Source organism: Pseudomonas sp. YA1 (genome assembly GCF_058680555.1).
In genome coordinates this window covers 23404-37217 of sequence record NZ_JBZWBG010000003.1, presented here as the reverse complement: position 1 = coordinate 37217, position 13814 = coordinate 23404, and the positions used below count along the sequence as shown (strand labels likewise).

At 68.9% G+C, this 13814-nt stretch carries 11 protein-coding genes; 9 read left to right on the top strand and 2 right to left on the bottom strand.

Translation table 11 applies throughout. The features are described 5' to 3' along the window. Nucleotides 1-267: 267 nt before the first annotated feature. The 9 genes from AC4OR5_RS04485 (at nt 268) to cprS (ending at nt 10246) form a co-directional block, all read left to right on the top strand. Complete coding sequence (locus AC4OR5_RS04485; RefSeq protein WP_003091294.1) at nt 268-1248, top strand: AAA family ATPase; 981 nt, start codon at nt 268-270, stop codon at nt 1246-1248. 10 nt (nt 1249-1258) lie between these two features. Then, on the top strand, nt 1259-2197 hold the full coding sequence (locus AC4OR5_RS04480) for a DUF58 domain-containing protein (protein ID WP_003091295.1): 939 nt from the start codon (nt 1259-1261) through the stop codon (nt 2195-2197). Beyond that, the gene (locus AC4OR5_RS04475) at nt 2194-2688 is read left to right on the top strand and encodes a DUF4381 domain-containing protein (protein ID WP_003091296.1); all 495 of its coding nucleotides are present in this window, start codon (nt 2194-2196) and stop codon (nt 2686-2688) included. The genes AC4OR5_RS04480 and AC4OR5_RS04475 overlap by 4 nt, the downstream gene beginning before the upstream one ends. Beyond that, nucleotides 2681-3703: a vWA domain-containing protein gene (locus AC4OR5_RS04470; protein WP_003091297.1), complete on the top strand. Its 1023-nt coding sequence runs from the start codon at nt 2681-2683 to the stop codon at nt 3701-3703. Before AC4OR5_RS04475 ends, AC4OR5_RS04470 begins: the two co-directional genes overlap by 8 nt. Further along, nucleotides 3700-5460, top strand: a complete 1761-nt coding sequence (locus tag AC4OR5_RS04465; protein ID WP_003138538.1) for a VWA domain-containing protein — start codon at nt 3700-3702, stop codon at nt 5458-5460. The genes AC4OR5_RS04470 and AC4OR5_RS04465 overlap by 4 nt, the downstream gene beginning before the upstream one ends. Continuing rightward, a complete protein-coding gene (locus tag AC4OR5_RS04460; protein WP_003113945.1) occupies nt 5457-7088 on the top strand; it encodes a BatD family protein in 1632 nt (543 codons plus the stop codon). The genes AC4OR5_RS04465 and AC4OR5_RS04460 overlap by 4 nt, the downstream gene beginning before the upstream one ends. 53 nt (nt 7089-7141) lie before the next feature. Further along, a complete protein-coding gene (locus AC4OR5_RS04455; RefSeq protein ID WP_058160238.1) occupies nt 7142-8221 on the top strand; it encodes an alpha/beta hydrolase fold domain-containing protein in 1080 nt (359 codons plus the stop codon). A 61-nt stretch (nt 8222-8282) separates the two neighbouring features. After that, nucleotides 8283-8954 carry a cationic peptide response regulator transcription factor CprR gene (gene cprR / locus AC4OR5_RS04450; RefSeq protein ID WP_034065065.1) on the top strand — a complete coding sequence of 224 codons (672 nt, stop codon included), beginning with the start codon at nt 8283-8285 and terminating at the stop codon, nt 8952-8954. Then, nucleotides 8951-10246, top strand: coding sequence for a cationic peptide sensor histidine kinase CprS (gene cprS / locus AC4OR5_RS04445; protein ID WP_058160239.1), 1296 nt, complete (start codon nt 8951-8953; stop codon nt 10244-10246). The genes cprR and cprS overlap by 4 nt, the downstream gene beginning before the upstream one ends. 71 nt (nt 10247-10317) lie before the next feature. Here cprS and AC4OR5_RS04440 read toward each other — a convergent pair whose 3' ends face one another. Together AC4OR5_RS04440 and AC4OR5_RS04435 are read right to left on the bottom strand one after the other, a co-directional pair. Further along, a complete protein-coding gene (locus tag AC4OR5_RS04440) occupies nt 10318-12699 on the bottom strand; it encodes an efflux RND transporter permease subunit (RefSeq protein WP_003138533.1) in 2382 nt (793 codons plus the stop codon). An 11-nt stretch (nt 12700-12710) separates the two neighbouring features. Next, the gene (locus tag AC4OR5_RS04435; protein ID WP_003110477.1) at nt 12711-13808 is read right to left on the bottom strand and encodes a WD40/YVTN/BNR-like repeat-containing protein; all 1098 of its coding nucleotides are present in this window, start codon (nt 13806-13808) and stop codon (nt 12711-12713) included. Between the last annotated feature and the right edge of the window lie 6 nt (nt 13809-13814).

The window sequence follows — 13814 nt, the reverse complement described above, 5'->3', positions numbered from 1 at the left end:
TTCCCCGGGCGCGTCGATCCGCCACGCTTCGCGAGGCAGGTCACGGCGAGAGGCGGAGGCTTTTCACCGGCATACCCGCGCGGGTTCACGAATAGGCGCGGCACGAGCGTCGGAGAGTACGCTAGGCAGTCGCCGTGCGCTAACATGTGCGGGATCGGGGGGCGTCATCCGCCGCAGAGCGGAGCCTTCTCCCCGCCCGCGCGCGCCGGCCTCGCCGTGCGCCACCGAGCGACACCCCAGCAGGCCTTGGAACCGGTAGTCCAGACAATGAGCAACGAGCCAGAAAGCACGCAGCACAAGAGCGCCCTGCAGGGACTGAAGGGTTACCTGTCGAGCCAGATCCTCGGCCAGGAAAAACTCGTCGACCGCCTGCTGATCGCGCTGCTAGCCGACGGCCACCTGCTGGTGGAAGGCGCGCCGGGACTGGCCAAGACCAAGGCCATCAAGGACCTCGCCGAAGGCCTCGAAGCCGAGTTCCACCGTATCCAGTTCACTCCCGACCTGCTCCCCGCCGACATCACCGGCACCGAGATCTACCGTCCGGAGACCGGCACCTTCGTGTTCCAGCAAGGCCCGATCTTCCATCACCTGGTGCTGGCCGACGAGATCAACCGCGCCCCGGCCAAGGTGCAGTCGGCGCTGCTCGAAGCCATGGCCGAGCGCCAGGTTTCGGTCGGCCGCAGCACCTACGACCTGCCACAGCTGTTCCTGGTGATGGCGACACAGAACCCGATCGAGCAGGAAGGCACCTACCCGTTGCCGGAAGCCCAGCTCGACCGCTTCCTCATGCACGTCAAGATCGGCTACCCGGAGGCCTCGGTGGAACGCCGCATCCTCCAGCAGGCGCGTGGCGAGGCACTGAACGGCGAGGCCCGGCCGGAGCGCCGGGTGACCCAGGAAACCATCTTCGCCGCGCGCCAGGAAATCCTCGGCCTGTACATGGCCGACGCGGTGGAGGAATACCTGGTGCAACTGATCATGGCCACCCGCACCCCGGCCAAGCACGACGCGGAACTCGCCGAATGGATCTCCTACGGCGCCAGCCCGCGCGGCTCCATCGCCCTCGACCGCTGCGCGCGCGCCCACGCCTGGCTGGGCGGACGCGACTTCGTCAGCCCCGAGGACATCCAGGCGGTGCTGTTCGACGTGCTGCGCCATCGCCTGATCCTGACCTTCGAGGCGGAAGCCGCCGGCATCGACCAGGACCGGGTCGTGCAGCGCATCCTCGACGTGGTCGCCGTGGCCTGAGGCCGCCGCCATGCTGAGCGCCGCCCCTGGCGTCGAACTGGGCCTCGACGAGCTTCTGGAAATGCGCCACCGGCTCCACGAAGCGCGCCTGTTCTCCTCGCAGAACCGCCGCAGCCCGCTGGTCGGCCTGCATCACTCGCGCCTGCGCGGACGCGGCGTGGACTTCGACCAGGTGCGCATCTACCAGCCCGGCGACGACGTACGGACCATCGACTGGCGCGTCACCGCGCGCACCCGCGAGCCGCACACCAAGCTGTTCCACGAGGAACGCGAGCGACCGGTGTTCGTCCTGGTCGAACAGAGCCAGCGCCTGTTCTTCGGCTCCGGCCTGTGCTTCAAGGCGGTGCTGGCGGCACGCGCGGCGGCCTTCATCGGCTGGTCGGCGCTGGCCCACAACGACCGTATCGGCGGCCTGGTATTCAGCGACCGCGACTGCCACGAAATCAAGCCGCGACGCAGCAAGCACAGCCTGCTGCAACTGTTCAACCAGCTATTGCGGGCCAATCGCGAGCTGCGCGAGACGCCGGCCGAGCGACCTGGCGAACTGTTCGGCCTGGCCCTGCGCCGCGCCCGCGAAGTGCTGCGCCCGGGCAGCCTGATCCTGGTGCTGTGCGACGAGCGCACCCTCAATGACGTCGCCGAGCAGCAACTCAGCCTGATCGCACGCCATACCGACCTGGTGCTGCTGCCGCTGTCCGACCCGCTCGACCATGCCCTCCCCGCCGCCGGACTGCTGCGCTTCCGCGAAGGCGCCGCCGACCTCGAGCTGGACACCCACGCCGACGAGCTGCGCCAGGCCTATCGCGAGCTGGCCGAGGCGCGCCGCGCGCGCTGGCAGCGGCTGGCCCAGCGACTGGGCGTGCCGCTGCTGCCGCTGTCGACCCAGGAAGACCTGGTGGAGCAGTTGCGGGACCTGCTGGAACAACACCAGCCGGGGTATCGCGCATGAATCCGCTCGACCGGCTGGAACCGCTGATCGCCCCCCCGCCCATCGGCTGGTGGCCGCCGGCGCCCGGCTGGTGGCTGCTGGCCGCCCTGCTGCCGTTGCTCGGTTGGGGGCTCTGGCGACTGCGTCGGCACCTGCCGCGGCGCACCATCGCCACCCGCGGCGAAGCGCCGCTGGATCCGCTGCGCGAAGCGGCCCTGGCCGAACTGGCCGCGCTTGCCAAGCCCTACGGCAGGGCTTCCGCCGGGCCCTGGCTGCAGGCCATCAACGGCCTGCTCAAGCGGGTCTGCAGGGCGCGCTGGCCAGATAGCGGCAGCCACGCCCTCAGCGGCCGCGCCTGGCTGGCGTTCCTCGACAACCGTTGCCCGGCCGCCGGCCTGACCCGCTGGATGATCCTGGTGGAAGGCGGCTACCGTGCCGACTGCACCCTCGACGACAAGGCCGTGGACGGCCTCGACGCCGCCGTCGCCACCTGGATTCGCAAGCATGTTTGAGTTCGCCTGGCCCTGGGTCTTCGCCCTCGCCCCGTTGCCCTGGCTGCTGCGCCTGGTGCTGCCGGCCGCCGACAGCGGCGAGGCGGCGCTCAAGGTGAGCTTCCTCGACGAACTCGAAAGCCTCGCCGGACGCCGTGCCCGCGCACGCCTGCCGGCCTGGCGGCAGCAGGTGCGCTTCGCCCTGCTCTGGTTCCTCCTGCTGCTCGCCGCGGCCCGCCCGCAGTGGGTCGGCGAACCCCTGCCGCTACCCGCCAGCGGCCGTGACCTGCTGCTCGCTGTGGATGTCTCCGGCTCCATGGACTACCGCGACATGCGCTGGCAGGACGACGAGATCAGCCGCCTGGAACTGATCAAGAAACTCTTCGGCGACTTCATCGAAGACCGTCGTGGCGACCGCGTCGGCCTGATCCTGTTCGGCAGCCAGGCCTACCTGCAGGCGCCGCTGACCTTCGACCGGCACACCGTGCGGGTCTGGCTGGACGAGGCGCAGATCGGCATCGCCGGCAAGAACACCGCGATCGGCGACGCCATCGGCCTGGCGGTCAAGCGCCTGCGCCAGCGGCCCGCGGAAAGCCGGGTGCTGGTGCTGATCACCGACGGCGCCAACACCGGCGGACAGATAGCCCCGCAGATCGCCGCGCAACTGGCCGCCGAGCAACAGGTGAAGATCTACACCATCGGCGTCGGCGCCGACCCGCAGCAGGGCGGCGTGCCCGGCCTGTTCGGCTTCAACCCGGGGCTCGATCTCGACGAGCCGACCCTGCGCGGTATCGCCGAGATCACTGGCGGCGAATACTTCCGCGCGCGATCCAGCGCCGAGCTGGAAAGCATTTCCGCGACCCTCGACCGCCTCGAACCGGTCGCCCAGCAGACTACCCGGGCGCGCCCGGCCCTGGCGCTGTACAGTTGGCCGCTGGCCGCCGCCCTCGGCCTGAGCGTGCTGCTGGTGGCGCTGGAACTCTGGCCACGGGAAAACCGGACCTGGCCGCGCCGCCGTTCCGGGAGGCAACCATGAACCTGTTGCTGGACGCCTGGCCACACTGGCTGCGCCCCTACTGGCTGCTGCTGGCGCCGCTGCTTGGCTGGTTGCTGTGGAAGCTGCTGCATCGCCAGCGTCGTGCCGGACGCTGGCAACTGCTGCTGCCGACGGCCTTCCAGCCCTGGCTGCTGGTCGGCGGCGCCGGGCGGCAGAACCGCATGCCCTGGATCTGCCTCGGCATCGCCTGGCTGCTGGCCCTGCTGGCCTTGCTCGGGCCCAGTTGGCAGCAACTGGAACAGCCCTCGATGAAGCGTAGCGACCCGCTGGTGGCGATCCTCCAGCTGACTCCCGGGATGCTTGCCGGCGACCTGTCGCCAACCCGCCTGGAACAGGCCCGGCGCAAGCTGCTCGACCTGCTTCGCACGCGCAACGACGCGCAGACCGCGATCGTCGTCTACGCCGGCAGCGCGCATACCCTGGTGCCGCTGTCGGACGACCAGCTCACCGCGCGCAACCTGCTCGACGCCCTGAAACCTTCGATCATGCCCGAGCCCGGCCAGCGCGCCGACCTCGCCGTGCGCCAGGCCCTCGACCTGCTGGAACAGGGCGCCCAGGGCCGCGGCCGCCTGCTGCTGCTGACCAGCGGGCTGAGCGAACCCGAGCGCCAGGGCATCCGCAGCGCCCTCGAGCACCGGGCGGCGCGCCTCGCCGTGCTCGGCGTCGGCACGCCGAAGGGCGCTCCGGTGCAACAGGAGGATGGCAGCTTCCTCAAGGACGACCAGGGCGGCATCCTCCTGCCCAGGCTCGACGAAAGCGGGCTGCGCCGCTTCGCCGCGGAGATCGGCGCCGGCTACCAGCGCCTGCGGCCGAACGACCGCGACCTCGACAGCCTCGGCCTGCTGGCCCGCGGCGGCACGCTGGAGGAAGACCGCGAGAACGCCCTGCTGCGCCTGCAGCGCTGGGCCGACCAGGGTTACTGGCTGCTCCTGCCGCTGCTCCTGCTGGCCGCCTGTGCCGGACGGCGCGGCTGGCTGTTCTGCCTGCCGCTGTTGATGCTGAGCCTGCCGCAACCGGCCATGGCCTTCCAGTTCGAAGACCTCTGGCTGCGTCCGGACCAGCAAGGCCAGCGCCTGTTGCAACGGGGCCAGGCGGACGAGGCGGCGAAGCGCTTCGAGGACTTCCGCTGGAAAGGCCTGTCGCTCTACCAGGCCCGCGACTACGCCGCCGCTGCCCAGGCCTTCGCCCAGGGCGACCAGGCCGACGATCACTACAACCGTGGCAACGCCCTGGCCCGCCAGGGCGAACTGGAAGCCGCCGTCGACGCCTACGAACAAGCCCTGGAGCGCCAGCCGCAACTGGTCGCCGCGCAACGCAACAAGGCCCTGGTCGAGGAACTGCTGCGCCAGCGCCAGGAACAGGCGGCGCAGCAGCAGGCCGGCGAGAACAAGGAACAGCGCCAGGAAGCGAGCCAGCAGAGTCCGCCATCCGGAAGCAGCCAGCGGCCGCCGCGCGACGCGGCGACCGTCGATGCGCAGAAGGCCCAGGCCGCGGCGCCCTCGACCAGCCTGCCGGAAGACGAAGGCGAGAAGACCGCCGGAGCACCCGGCCAAGCGCAGCCGCAGCCCGACGCCGAGGACGAGCGGACGGGCGACGAGGAAGCCGACGACGGACTCGACGACGAACGTCGCCAGGCCCTCGAGCAATGGCTGCGACAGATTCCCGACGATCCCGCCGAGTTGCTGCGGCGCAAGTTCTGGTACCAACAGCAGCAACGCCAGGAAGCCACGCCATGATCCGCCTGTTCTGCAGCCTGCTTCTCGCGCTCCTCTGCGTCTCCGCCCACGCCAGCTTCAGCGCCAGCGTCGACCGCGCCCGCCTGACCGAAGGGGAAAGCGTCGAACTGACGCTGGAATCGGACGACCCGACCCTCTTCGGCAAGCCCGACCTGAGCCCGCTGGACGCCCTCTTCGAGGTCCTCGGCACGCGCCAGGTCAACCGTCTCGCCACGCAGAACGGCCGGGCCCAGGCCACCACCCGCTGGATCGTCACCCTCCTGCCGAAGCAGAGCGGCTACGTGGCGATCCCGCCGATCAGCCTCGGCGCCAGCAGCACCCAGCCGATCAGGCTGCACGTACTGGAGGCGCGCGACCGCGCCAAGAGCAGCAAGCTGGCGCCGGTCTTCATCGATGCCAGCGTCGACCAGGAGACGGTCTACGTGCAGGCCCAGGCGATCCTCACCCTGCGCATCTACCACTCGGTGTCGCTATACGACGACAGCAGCCTGACCCCGCTGGCGATGAACGACGCGAAGGTCGAACAGCTCGGCGAGGCGCGTACCTACGAGAAGGAGATCAACGGCATCCGCCACGGCGTGATCGAGGTGCGCTACGCGATCTTCCCACAGAAGAGCGGCACCCTGGAGATTCCTGCGCAAGCCTTCAGCGCGACCCTGGTCGACCGTGGCAGCGACGACTACAACCCCTTCGGCCCGCGCCCCGGCCGGCAGATGCGGGTGACTTCGCCGAGCATCCCGCTGCAGGTCCGGCCCAAGCCTGCCGACTATCCGGCCGACGCGCCCTGGATGCCGGCCCGCGCGCTGAGCATCAGCGAAAGCTGGAGCCCGCAGCCGGAGCAGGCGCAGGTCGGCGAATCGCTGACGCGCAATGTGCTGCTGAAGGTCGAGGGGCTTTCCGGCACCCAGCTTCCGCCGTTGCCGCTGCCCGACGTGCAAGGCCTGCGGCGCTACCCGGACCAACCGCAGTTGGCCGACCAGAGCACCGACCAGGGCCTCATCGGCAGTCGCGAGGAACGCGAGGCGCTGGTGCCCGAGCAGGCCGGGCGCATCGAGTTGCCGGCGCTCGAAGTGGTCTGGTGGAACACCCGCGAAGACCGCCTGGAGCGCACCAGCCTGCCACCGCGCACCCTGGAAGTGGCCGCCGCGCCGCAGGCCGAGGCGGAGCCGCCGGCGGCGGCGCTGCCGCTCGGCGAACGCCTGGAGCCGACGCTCTGGCCCTGGCAACTGGCTACCGCCGTGCTGGCCCTGACCACCCTGCTCGGCTTCGGCCTCTGGTGGCGCGCCCGCCAGCTGCCGGCGGTGATCCGCGCCGCAGCCAACGGCCCGAGCAGCCGCAGCCTGCTCGACGAGCTGCGCCGCGCCTGCCTGGCCAACGATCCCCAGGCGACCCGCCAGGCCCTAGACGCCTGGGCTCGTCAGCAACCCGATACCCTGGCCGACATGGCGGCCCGCTTCGTACCGCTGTCCGACGCCCTGGATGGCCTCAACGGCGCGCTGTACAGCGAGAGCGGCCATTCCTGGCAGGGCGAGGACCTGTGGCGGGCGATCCGCGCCCTGCCCACCACGGAACAAGCGCCGGCGGGAGCGGTCGACAATGGCGGCCTGCCACCGCTCTATCCGCGCTGAACGGCGCTATGGTTAGGACTGGCACGACATTCCGATTCCGCAAGAGGGCCCGCATGCGCTTCCGTACCCTGTACCTCGTCCTGTGCGGCCTGCTCCTGGGCCACGCCGCGACGGCCGCCGAACCGCCGACCGCGCCCACGCCGCCGACGCAGCCGGCCGAAGGGCCGGGCGGCGCGGCCTATCGCCATGCCAGCGTGCATCAGTGGCACTTCGGCGAAGGCGCTCGCGAATACTGGGTCTTCACCCCCGAGCAACCGGTCCCCGGCAACGCTCCGCTGGTGATCTTCCTGCACGGCTGGAGCGTGATGCAGCCGGACCTCTACCGCGCCTGGATCGACCATATCGTCCGCCGCGGCATGGTGGTGGTCTACCCGCGCTACCAGCCGGACCTGAAGACGCCCAACGCAGACTTCCTCGACAATGCCGCCGGCGCCCTCGGCGACGCCCTCAGGCGCCTGCAGGCCGGCGAGCTGGGGGTGCGCCCGCGGCTGAACCAGGTCGCCTACCTCGGCCACTCCGCCGGCGGACTGCTCGCCGCCAACCTGGCGGCCGCCAGCGAACGCCTGAAGCTGCCGGCGGCGAAGGCGCTGATGGTGGTCGAGCCCGGCAAGAGCCAGGGCAAGCGCTGGGACGGCGTGGCCCAGGAACGCCTGTCGGGGCTGGCCAAGGGCACCCTGCTGCTGGCGGTCTGCGGCGACGAGGACAGCCACGTGGCCTGCACCGACGCCAAGCGCATCTACCGCCAGAGCCGGCACATTCCGCCCAGCGACAAGAACCTCCTGCTGCTGCGCAGCGATCGCCACGGCGCTCCGCCGCTGCTGGCCAACCACGCGGCGCCCACCGCGCCGGTATTCGGCCCGCAGTATCCGAAGGAAGAAGACAGCGACTGGTTGCTCGACCGCGTCGAGAAGCGCCTCGAAGTCCAGCAGGCCGAAGGCCGCTATACCGGCCACGACCCGCTGGTGATCGACGCCCTCGACTGGTACGGCACCTGGAAGCTGTTCGATGGCCTCACCGACGCGGCGTTCTACAACCGCAACCGCCAGTACGCCCTGGGCGCTACGCTGGAGCAGACCGGCATGGGCCAGTGGAGCGACGGCACCCCGGTGAAGCCGATCAAGGTGCTCAAGTAGGCGCGGGCAACGCCCGCGGCGAACCAGGCACAGCGTCCCATCCGTCATGCGAACAGATACCATGCATATCCACGTACTCGTCGTCGAAGACAACTTCGATCTCGCCGGCACCGTCATCGACTACCTCGAGGCCGCCGGGGTGGTCTGCGATCACGCCCGCGACGGCCAGGCCGGCCTCAACCTGGCGCGCGCCAACCGCTACGACGTGATCCTGCTGGACATCATGCTGCCGCGCATCAACGGCCGGCAGGTCTGTCGCCAGCTGCGCGAAGCCGGCCTGCAGACCCCGGTACTCATGCTCACCGCCCTGGATACCCTGCAGGACAAGCTCGACGGCTTCGACGCCGGCGCCGACGACTACCTGCTCAAGCCCTTCGAACTGCCGGAGCTGCTGGTCCGCCTGCAAGCCCTCAGCCGGCGCCGCAGCGGCCAGGCCCAGCGCCTGCAAGTCGACGACCTGGTGATGGACCTCGACAGCCGCCAGGCCAGCCGCGGCGGCACGCCCCTGGCGCTGTCCCCCACCGCCTGGAAGATCCTCGAGTGCCTGATGCGCGCCAGCCCCGCGCTGGTCACCCGCGAGCAGCTGGGGCGCAGCGTCTGGGGCGACGAGCCGCCGGAAAGCAACACCCTCAACGTGCACATGCACCACCTGCGCAGCACCGTCGACAAGGGGTTCGCCCCCCCTCTGATCCATACCCTGCACAGCGTCGGCTTCCAGCTGGAGCGCAAATGAAACGCGGCCTGAGCCTGATCCCCATCGTCGGCGGCGGCGTCAGCCTGATCCTCGCCGGGGTGCTGCTGGTCTACACGCGCATGCTCGGCGACTACGGCGAGACCGGCGCCCTCTACCTGCTCAGCATGATGATGGAAGAGGAAGGGCTGTACTTCGCCCAGCGCTACCAGGAAGACCCGGCTACGCCGGCGCCGGACAGCTACTACTTCAAGGGCAGCGTCGGCACCGTGGGGCTGCCGCCGAAACTCAGGGAGATGCTCGACACCCCGCCCTACAAGAGCATCGGCGCCATGCAACTGCTCGGCAACTGGGACGACGATGACGAAGAGGAGGATGACGACGCGCCCAGCGACGATGCCTACGTGGTGGTCCGCCAGCCACTGGCCGACGGCAAGACGCTCTACCTCTACGACAACGACGCCGCCGGCAGCATCGACACGCCGCTGTCCGACGCCATCATCGACGCCCGCGTCAGGCAGACCTGGATCGTCACCCTATCGGTCACCCTGCCTTCGCTGGCCGCCGTCGGCCTGCTGGTCTGGTTCATCGTCGCGCCGTTGCGCAAGCTGACGCGCTGGTCGATGACCCTCGACGACCTCGCCCCGGACAGCCAGCGGCCGCGCTTCAACTACCGCGAACTCAACGTGCTGGCGGATACCCTGTGGAACAGCGTGACCCGGATCAAGGACTTCAGCCAGCGCGAGGAGCGCTTCCTGCGCTACGCCAGCCATGAGCTGCGCACCCCGCTGGCGGTGATCGGCATGAACCTGGAGCTGCTCGACCAACCCGGCCGCGCGCCCTCCCCGCATGCCTTGCAACGCATCCGCCGCTCGGCGCTGGGCATGCAGCAGATGACCGAAACCCTGCTCTGGCTCAGCCGCGAGAGCGGCGAACTGCGCGACGACGGACACATCGAGGTCGGTCGCCTGCTGGAGGAGCTGCTCGAGGAACAGCAGGCGCTGAGCCAGCGCCGCGGCCTGACCTTCCACCTCGACGTGGAGCCACACAGCCTGCCGCAGACCCGCGCGCGGATCATCATCGGCAACCTGCTGCGCAACGCCCTGCAGTACAGCGACGAGGGCGTGGTGGAAATCGTCGTGCGCGACCGCAGCCTGCTGATCAGCAACCCCATCGGCGCGGCCCAGGGCACGGACGAGTCGATGGCGTTCGGTTATGGCCTGGGCCTCGACCTGGTCCAGCGCCTGTGCCAGAAGAGCGGCTGGCGCCTGCATTACAGCAGCGACGAGCAGCGCTTCCGCTGCGAGCTGCTATTCCCCGCCACACCGGACTGAAGCGCGGCGGCCTTCCTCCGCGCGAAAAAAACCGCGGCCGGGGCCGCGGTCTTGGCGAGGCTCGGTGCGACTCAGTGAGCGAACAGCGAGGCCTTCCTGGCCTGCAGCTTGGCCGGGTTGATCAGGAAACGCGCCAGGGCCGGCAGCAGCCAGAGGGCGCCGAACATGTTCCAGAGCAGCATGAAGGTCAGCATCAGGCCCATGTCGGCCTGGAACTTGATCGCCGAGAAGATCCAGGTGGCCACGCCGATCGCCAGGCACAGGCCGGTGAACAGCACCGCCTTGCCGGTGGAGCGGAGGGTCTCGTAGTAGGCCTCCTGCAACGGCAGGCCCATGCGCAGGAAAGACTCCAGGCGGGTGTAGATGTAGATCCCGTAGTCCACCCCGATGCCGACGCCGAGGGCGATCACCGGCAGGGTCGCGACCTTCACGCCGATGCCCAGCGCCGCCATCAGCGCGTTGCCCAGCACCGAGGTGAGGATCAGCGGCAGGACGATGCAGAGGGTCGCGGCGAAGGAACGGAAGGTGATCATGCACATGGCCGCCACGCAGATGTACACCAGCACCAGGATGATCAGTTCGGACTGCTTGATCACCTCGTTGGTGGCGGCCTCGATCCCGGCGTTGCCGGCGGCCAGCTGGAACTGCAGGTCGTCCTTGTCATTCTCCGCGGCGAAGGCCTGCACCGCCGCCACCGCGCGGTCGAGGGTCTCGGCCTTGTGGTCGTTGAGGAAGACCAGCAGCGGCGCCAGCGAGCAGTCGGTGTTGTAGAGACCGTCGGCACGGGCGATGGAGTTGTTCAGCACGTCCTGGTTGCGCGACAGGGTCTCCCATTTCAGGTTGCCTTCGTTCATCCCCTTGATCACCTGCTTGGACACGGTGACCATCGAGATCGCCGACTGCACGCCCTCGGTGTTCTCCAGCTTCCAGGCCAGCTCGTCCATGGCCGCCAGGGCCTGGTGGGTGGAGCAGCCTTCCGGGGTGGTCTTGACCATCACCACCAGCACGTCCGAACTGGTCGAGTAGTTGCGGATGATGAAGTCGTTGTCGAGGTTGTAGCGCGAGTCGGGACGCAGTTCCGGCGCGCCCTGGTCGAGGTCGCCGATCTTCAGGTGCTTGCCATACCAGAGGCCGCCGCCGAGCATCAGCAAGGCGATGGCGATGGACACCGGGGCCACCTTCGGGCTGGCGAAGTTCGACAGCAGGCGCCAGAACGGGTGCTCGCGCACCGCGTCGTCCTTGCTGCGCTGTACCGCCTTCTTGCTGATGCCGATGTAGGAGATCGCCACGGGCAGCAGGATCAGGTTGGTGAAGACGATCACCGCCACGCCGATCGAGGCGCCGATGGCCAGCTCGCGGATCACCCCGATGTCGATCACCAGCAGGGTGATGAAGCCGACGGCGTCGGCGAGGATCGCGATCATCCCCGGCAGGAACAGTTGGCGGAAGGTCAGCCGCGCCGCCATCAGCGCATTGTCGGCGCCGCTGGACTGCAAGGCGATGCCATTGATCTTCTGCACGCCGTGGGAAATACCGATGGCGAAGATCAGGAACGGCACCAGCATCGAATAGGGATCGAGGCCGAAACCGACCAGGTTGAGCAGGCCGAGCTGCCAGAGCACCGCCACCAGGGTGGTGATCAGCACGGCGATGGTGCTGCGGATGCACTTGGTGAACCAGTACAGCAGGACCAGGGTGATCAGCAGGCAGATACCGAAGAAGCCGACCACCATCACCAGCCCGTCGATCAGATCGCCGACCTTCTTCGCGAAGCCGACGATGTGCACCTTCACGTTGGGGTTCTGCAACTGGTACTTGTCGCGGATCTTCTCTTCCAGCTCATGGGAGAACTGGCGGTAGTCGAGCTTGATCAGTTCGCTCTGGTTCTTCGGATTCGGGTACATCTCCAGCAGCGGCACGTCGACGATGCTCGACTTGAAGTTGTTCGCTACCAGGCGGCCGATCTGCCCGGACTTGAGCACGTTGTTGCGCAGTTCCTCCAGCGCCCGCGGCGAACCGTCGTAGGTCTGCGGGATCACCTCGCCGCCGGCGAAGCCTTCCTCGGTCACTTCGGTCCAGCGCACGCTGGGGCTCCACAACGACTTCAGGCCGGAACGGTCGACGCCGGGGATGTAGAACACCTCGTCATGGATCTGCCGGAGCGTTTCCATGTACTCCTTGGTGAAGATGTCGCCGTTCACCGCCTCCACCGAGATGCGCACGGTGTTGCCGAGGTTGGCCAGGTCGTTGCGGTGCTCGAGCATTTTCTGGATGAACGGGTGCTCCAGCGGGATCATCTTCTCGAAGCTGGTGGACGGCCGCACCTGGGTGGCCTGGTAGAACAGGAAGACGCTGACCAGCAGGCAGAGGAAGATCACCACCGGCCGGTTGTTGAAGATCAGGCGTTCGAGCAGGCTCGCCTTGTTTTGCTGATGCTGGTTCATGGCACTCATGCGACCCCGCCTTATTGTGGTTGTTCGAGCGCGGCACCGTTCGCCGCAGCGAGGTGCACGCCGCCCTGGCCGACCAGGATCAGGTGGCCGTCGCCGGTGGCGCTGACGCCGGCCAGGGACAGCCGGTCGGGACGGTTGAACACGCTGAAGCTGCGCCCGCCGTCGGAGCTTTCGAGGACACTGCCGCCGTGGCCGACCACGACGATACGCCCGTCCGCCAGCAGCGCGCCGTCGGAGAGACCGAATTCCAGGTCGCCGGACGCCGCCTTCAGCGGTATCTCTTCCCAGCTGTCGCCGAAATCGGCGGAGCGGAACAGGTGGCCGCGCAGGCCGTAGACCAGCACGCCGCCCGCATCGGCGGTACCGATGGCGCCGAACAGCGAGCCCTCGTAGGGGCCTTCGAGTTTTTCCCAGGTGGCGCCCCAGTCCTTCGAGCGGAACAGACTGCCGGCTTCGCCGACCACCAGCAGGCCGTTGTCCTTGACCGCGGCGATGGCGTTGAGGTGGAACTGGTCCTCGTTGTCCAGGCGCTCGCTGACGTCTTCCCAGTGCTGGCCGCCGTCGCGGGTCTCCAGCAGCGCGCCATAGGCACCGACGGCCAGGCCGTGCTGTTCGTCGGCGAACCAGATGTCCAGCAACGGCGCTTCGCGGCCGAGGTCCTCGAACTGCCTGGTCCAGGTGCTGCCGGCGTCGTCGCTGACGAGGATCTGCGCATCGTGCCCGACCGCCCAGCCCTTGCGCTCGTTGACGAAGAACACCGAGGTGAGCAACTGGCGGGTCGGCACCTTGGCCTGGGTCCAGGTCTTGCCGTCGTCGTCGGAGAGCAGGATATGCCCACGGTCGCCGACCGCGACCAGCCGCTTGCCGGCATGGGCGACGCTGAGCAGCAGGCTGCTGGCGGCCTTCGGCGATTCCACGGCGAATTGCGGCGGCGCGGCGGTTGGCGTCGACTCGGCCAGGACCGGGGTCGCGGCGAAGGTCAGAAGAGAAAGCGCCCCGAGAAACGACAGGGCCCTGCTGGCCAGGGGCGATCTGGAAGGAATGGCCGGATGCCGCGAAGCGTCCGCGGATTGGCCGGGCGAAGTGCGCCACGTCATGGGCTCACGCATGGATAC

Coding starts and splice junctions, on each gene's coding strand:
- AC4OR5_RS04485 (WP_003091294.1), top strand. CDS start 268: ATGAGCAACGAGCCAGAAAGCACGCAGCACAAGAGCGCCCTGCAGGGA.
- AC4OR5_RS04480 (WP_003091295.1), top strand. CDS start 1,259: ATGCTGAGCGCCGCCCCTGGCGTCGAACTGGGCCTCGACGAGCTTCTG.
- AC4OR5_RS04475 (WP_003091296.1), top strand. CDS start 2,194: ATGAATCCGCTCGACCGGCTGGAACCGCTGATCGCCCCCCCGCCCATC.
- AC4OR5_RS04470 (WP_003091297.1), top strand. CDS start 2,681: ATGTTTGAGTTCGCCTGGCCCTGGGTCTTCGCCCTCGCCCCGTTGCCC.
- AC4OR5_RS04465 (WP_003138538.1), top strand. CDS start 3,700: ATGAACCTGTTGCTGGACGCCTGGCCACACTGGCTGCGCCCCTACTGG.
- AC4OR5_RS04460 (WP_003113945.1), top strand. CDS start 5,457: ATGATCCGCCTGTTCTGCAGCCTGCTTCTCGCGCTCCTCTGCGTCTCC.
- AC4OR5_RS04455 (WP_058160238.1), top strand. CDS start 7,142: ATGCGCTTCCGTACCCTGTACCTCGTCCTGTGCGGCCTGCTCCTGGGC.
- cprR (WP_034065065.1), top strand. CDS start 8,283: ATGCATATCCACGTACTCGTCGTCGAAGACAACTTCGATCTCGCCGGC.
- cprS (WP_058160239.1), top strand. CDS start 8,951: ATGAAACGCGGCCTGAGCCTGATCCCCATCGTCGGCGGCGGCGTCAGC.
- AC4OR5_RS04440 (WP_003138533.1), bottom strand. CDS start 12,699: ATGAGTGCCATGAACCAGCATCAGCAAAACAAGGCGAGCCTGCTCGAA.
- AC4OR5_RS04435 (WP_003110477.1), bottom strand. CDS start 13,808: ATGCGTGAGCCCATGACGTGGCGCACTTCGCCCGGCCAATCCGCGGAC.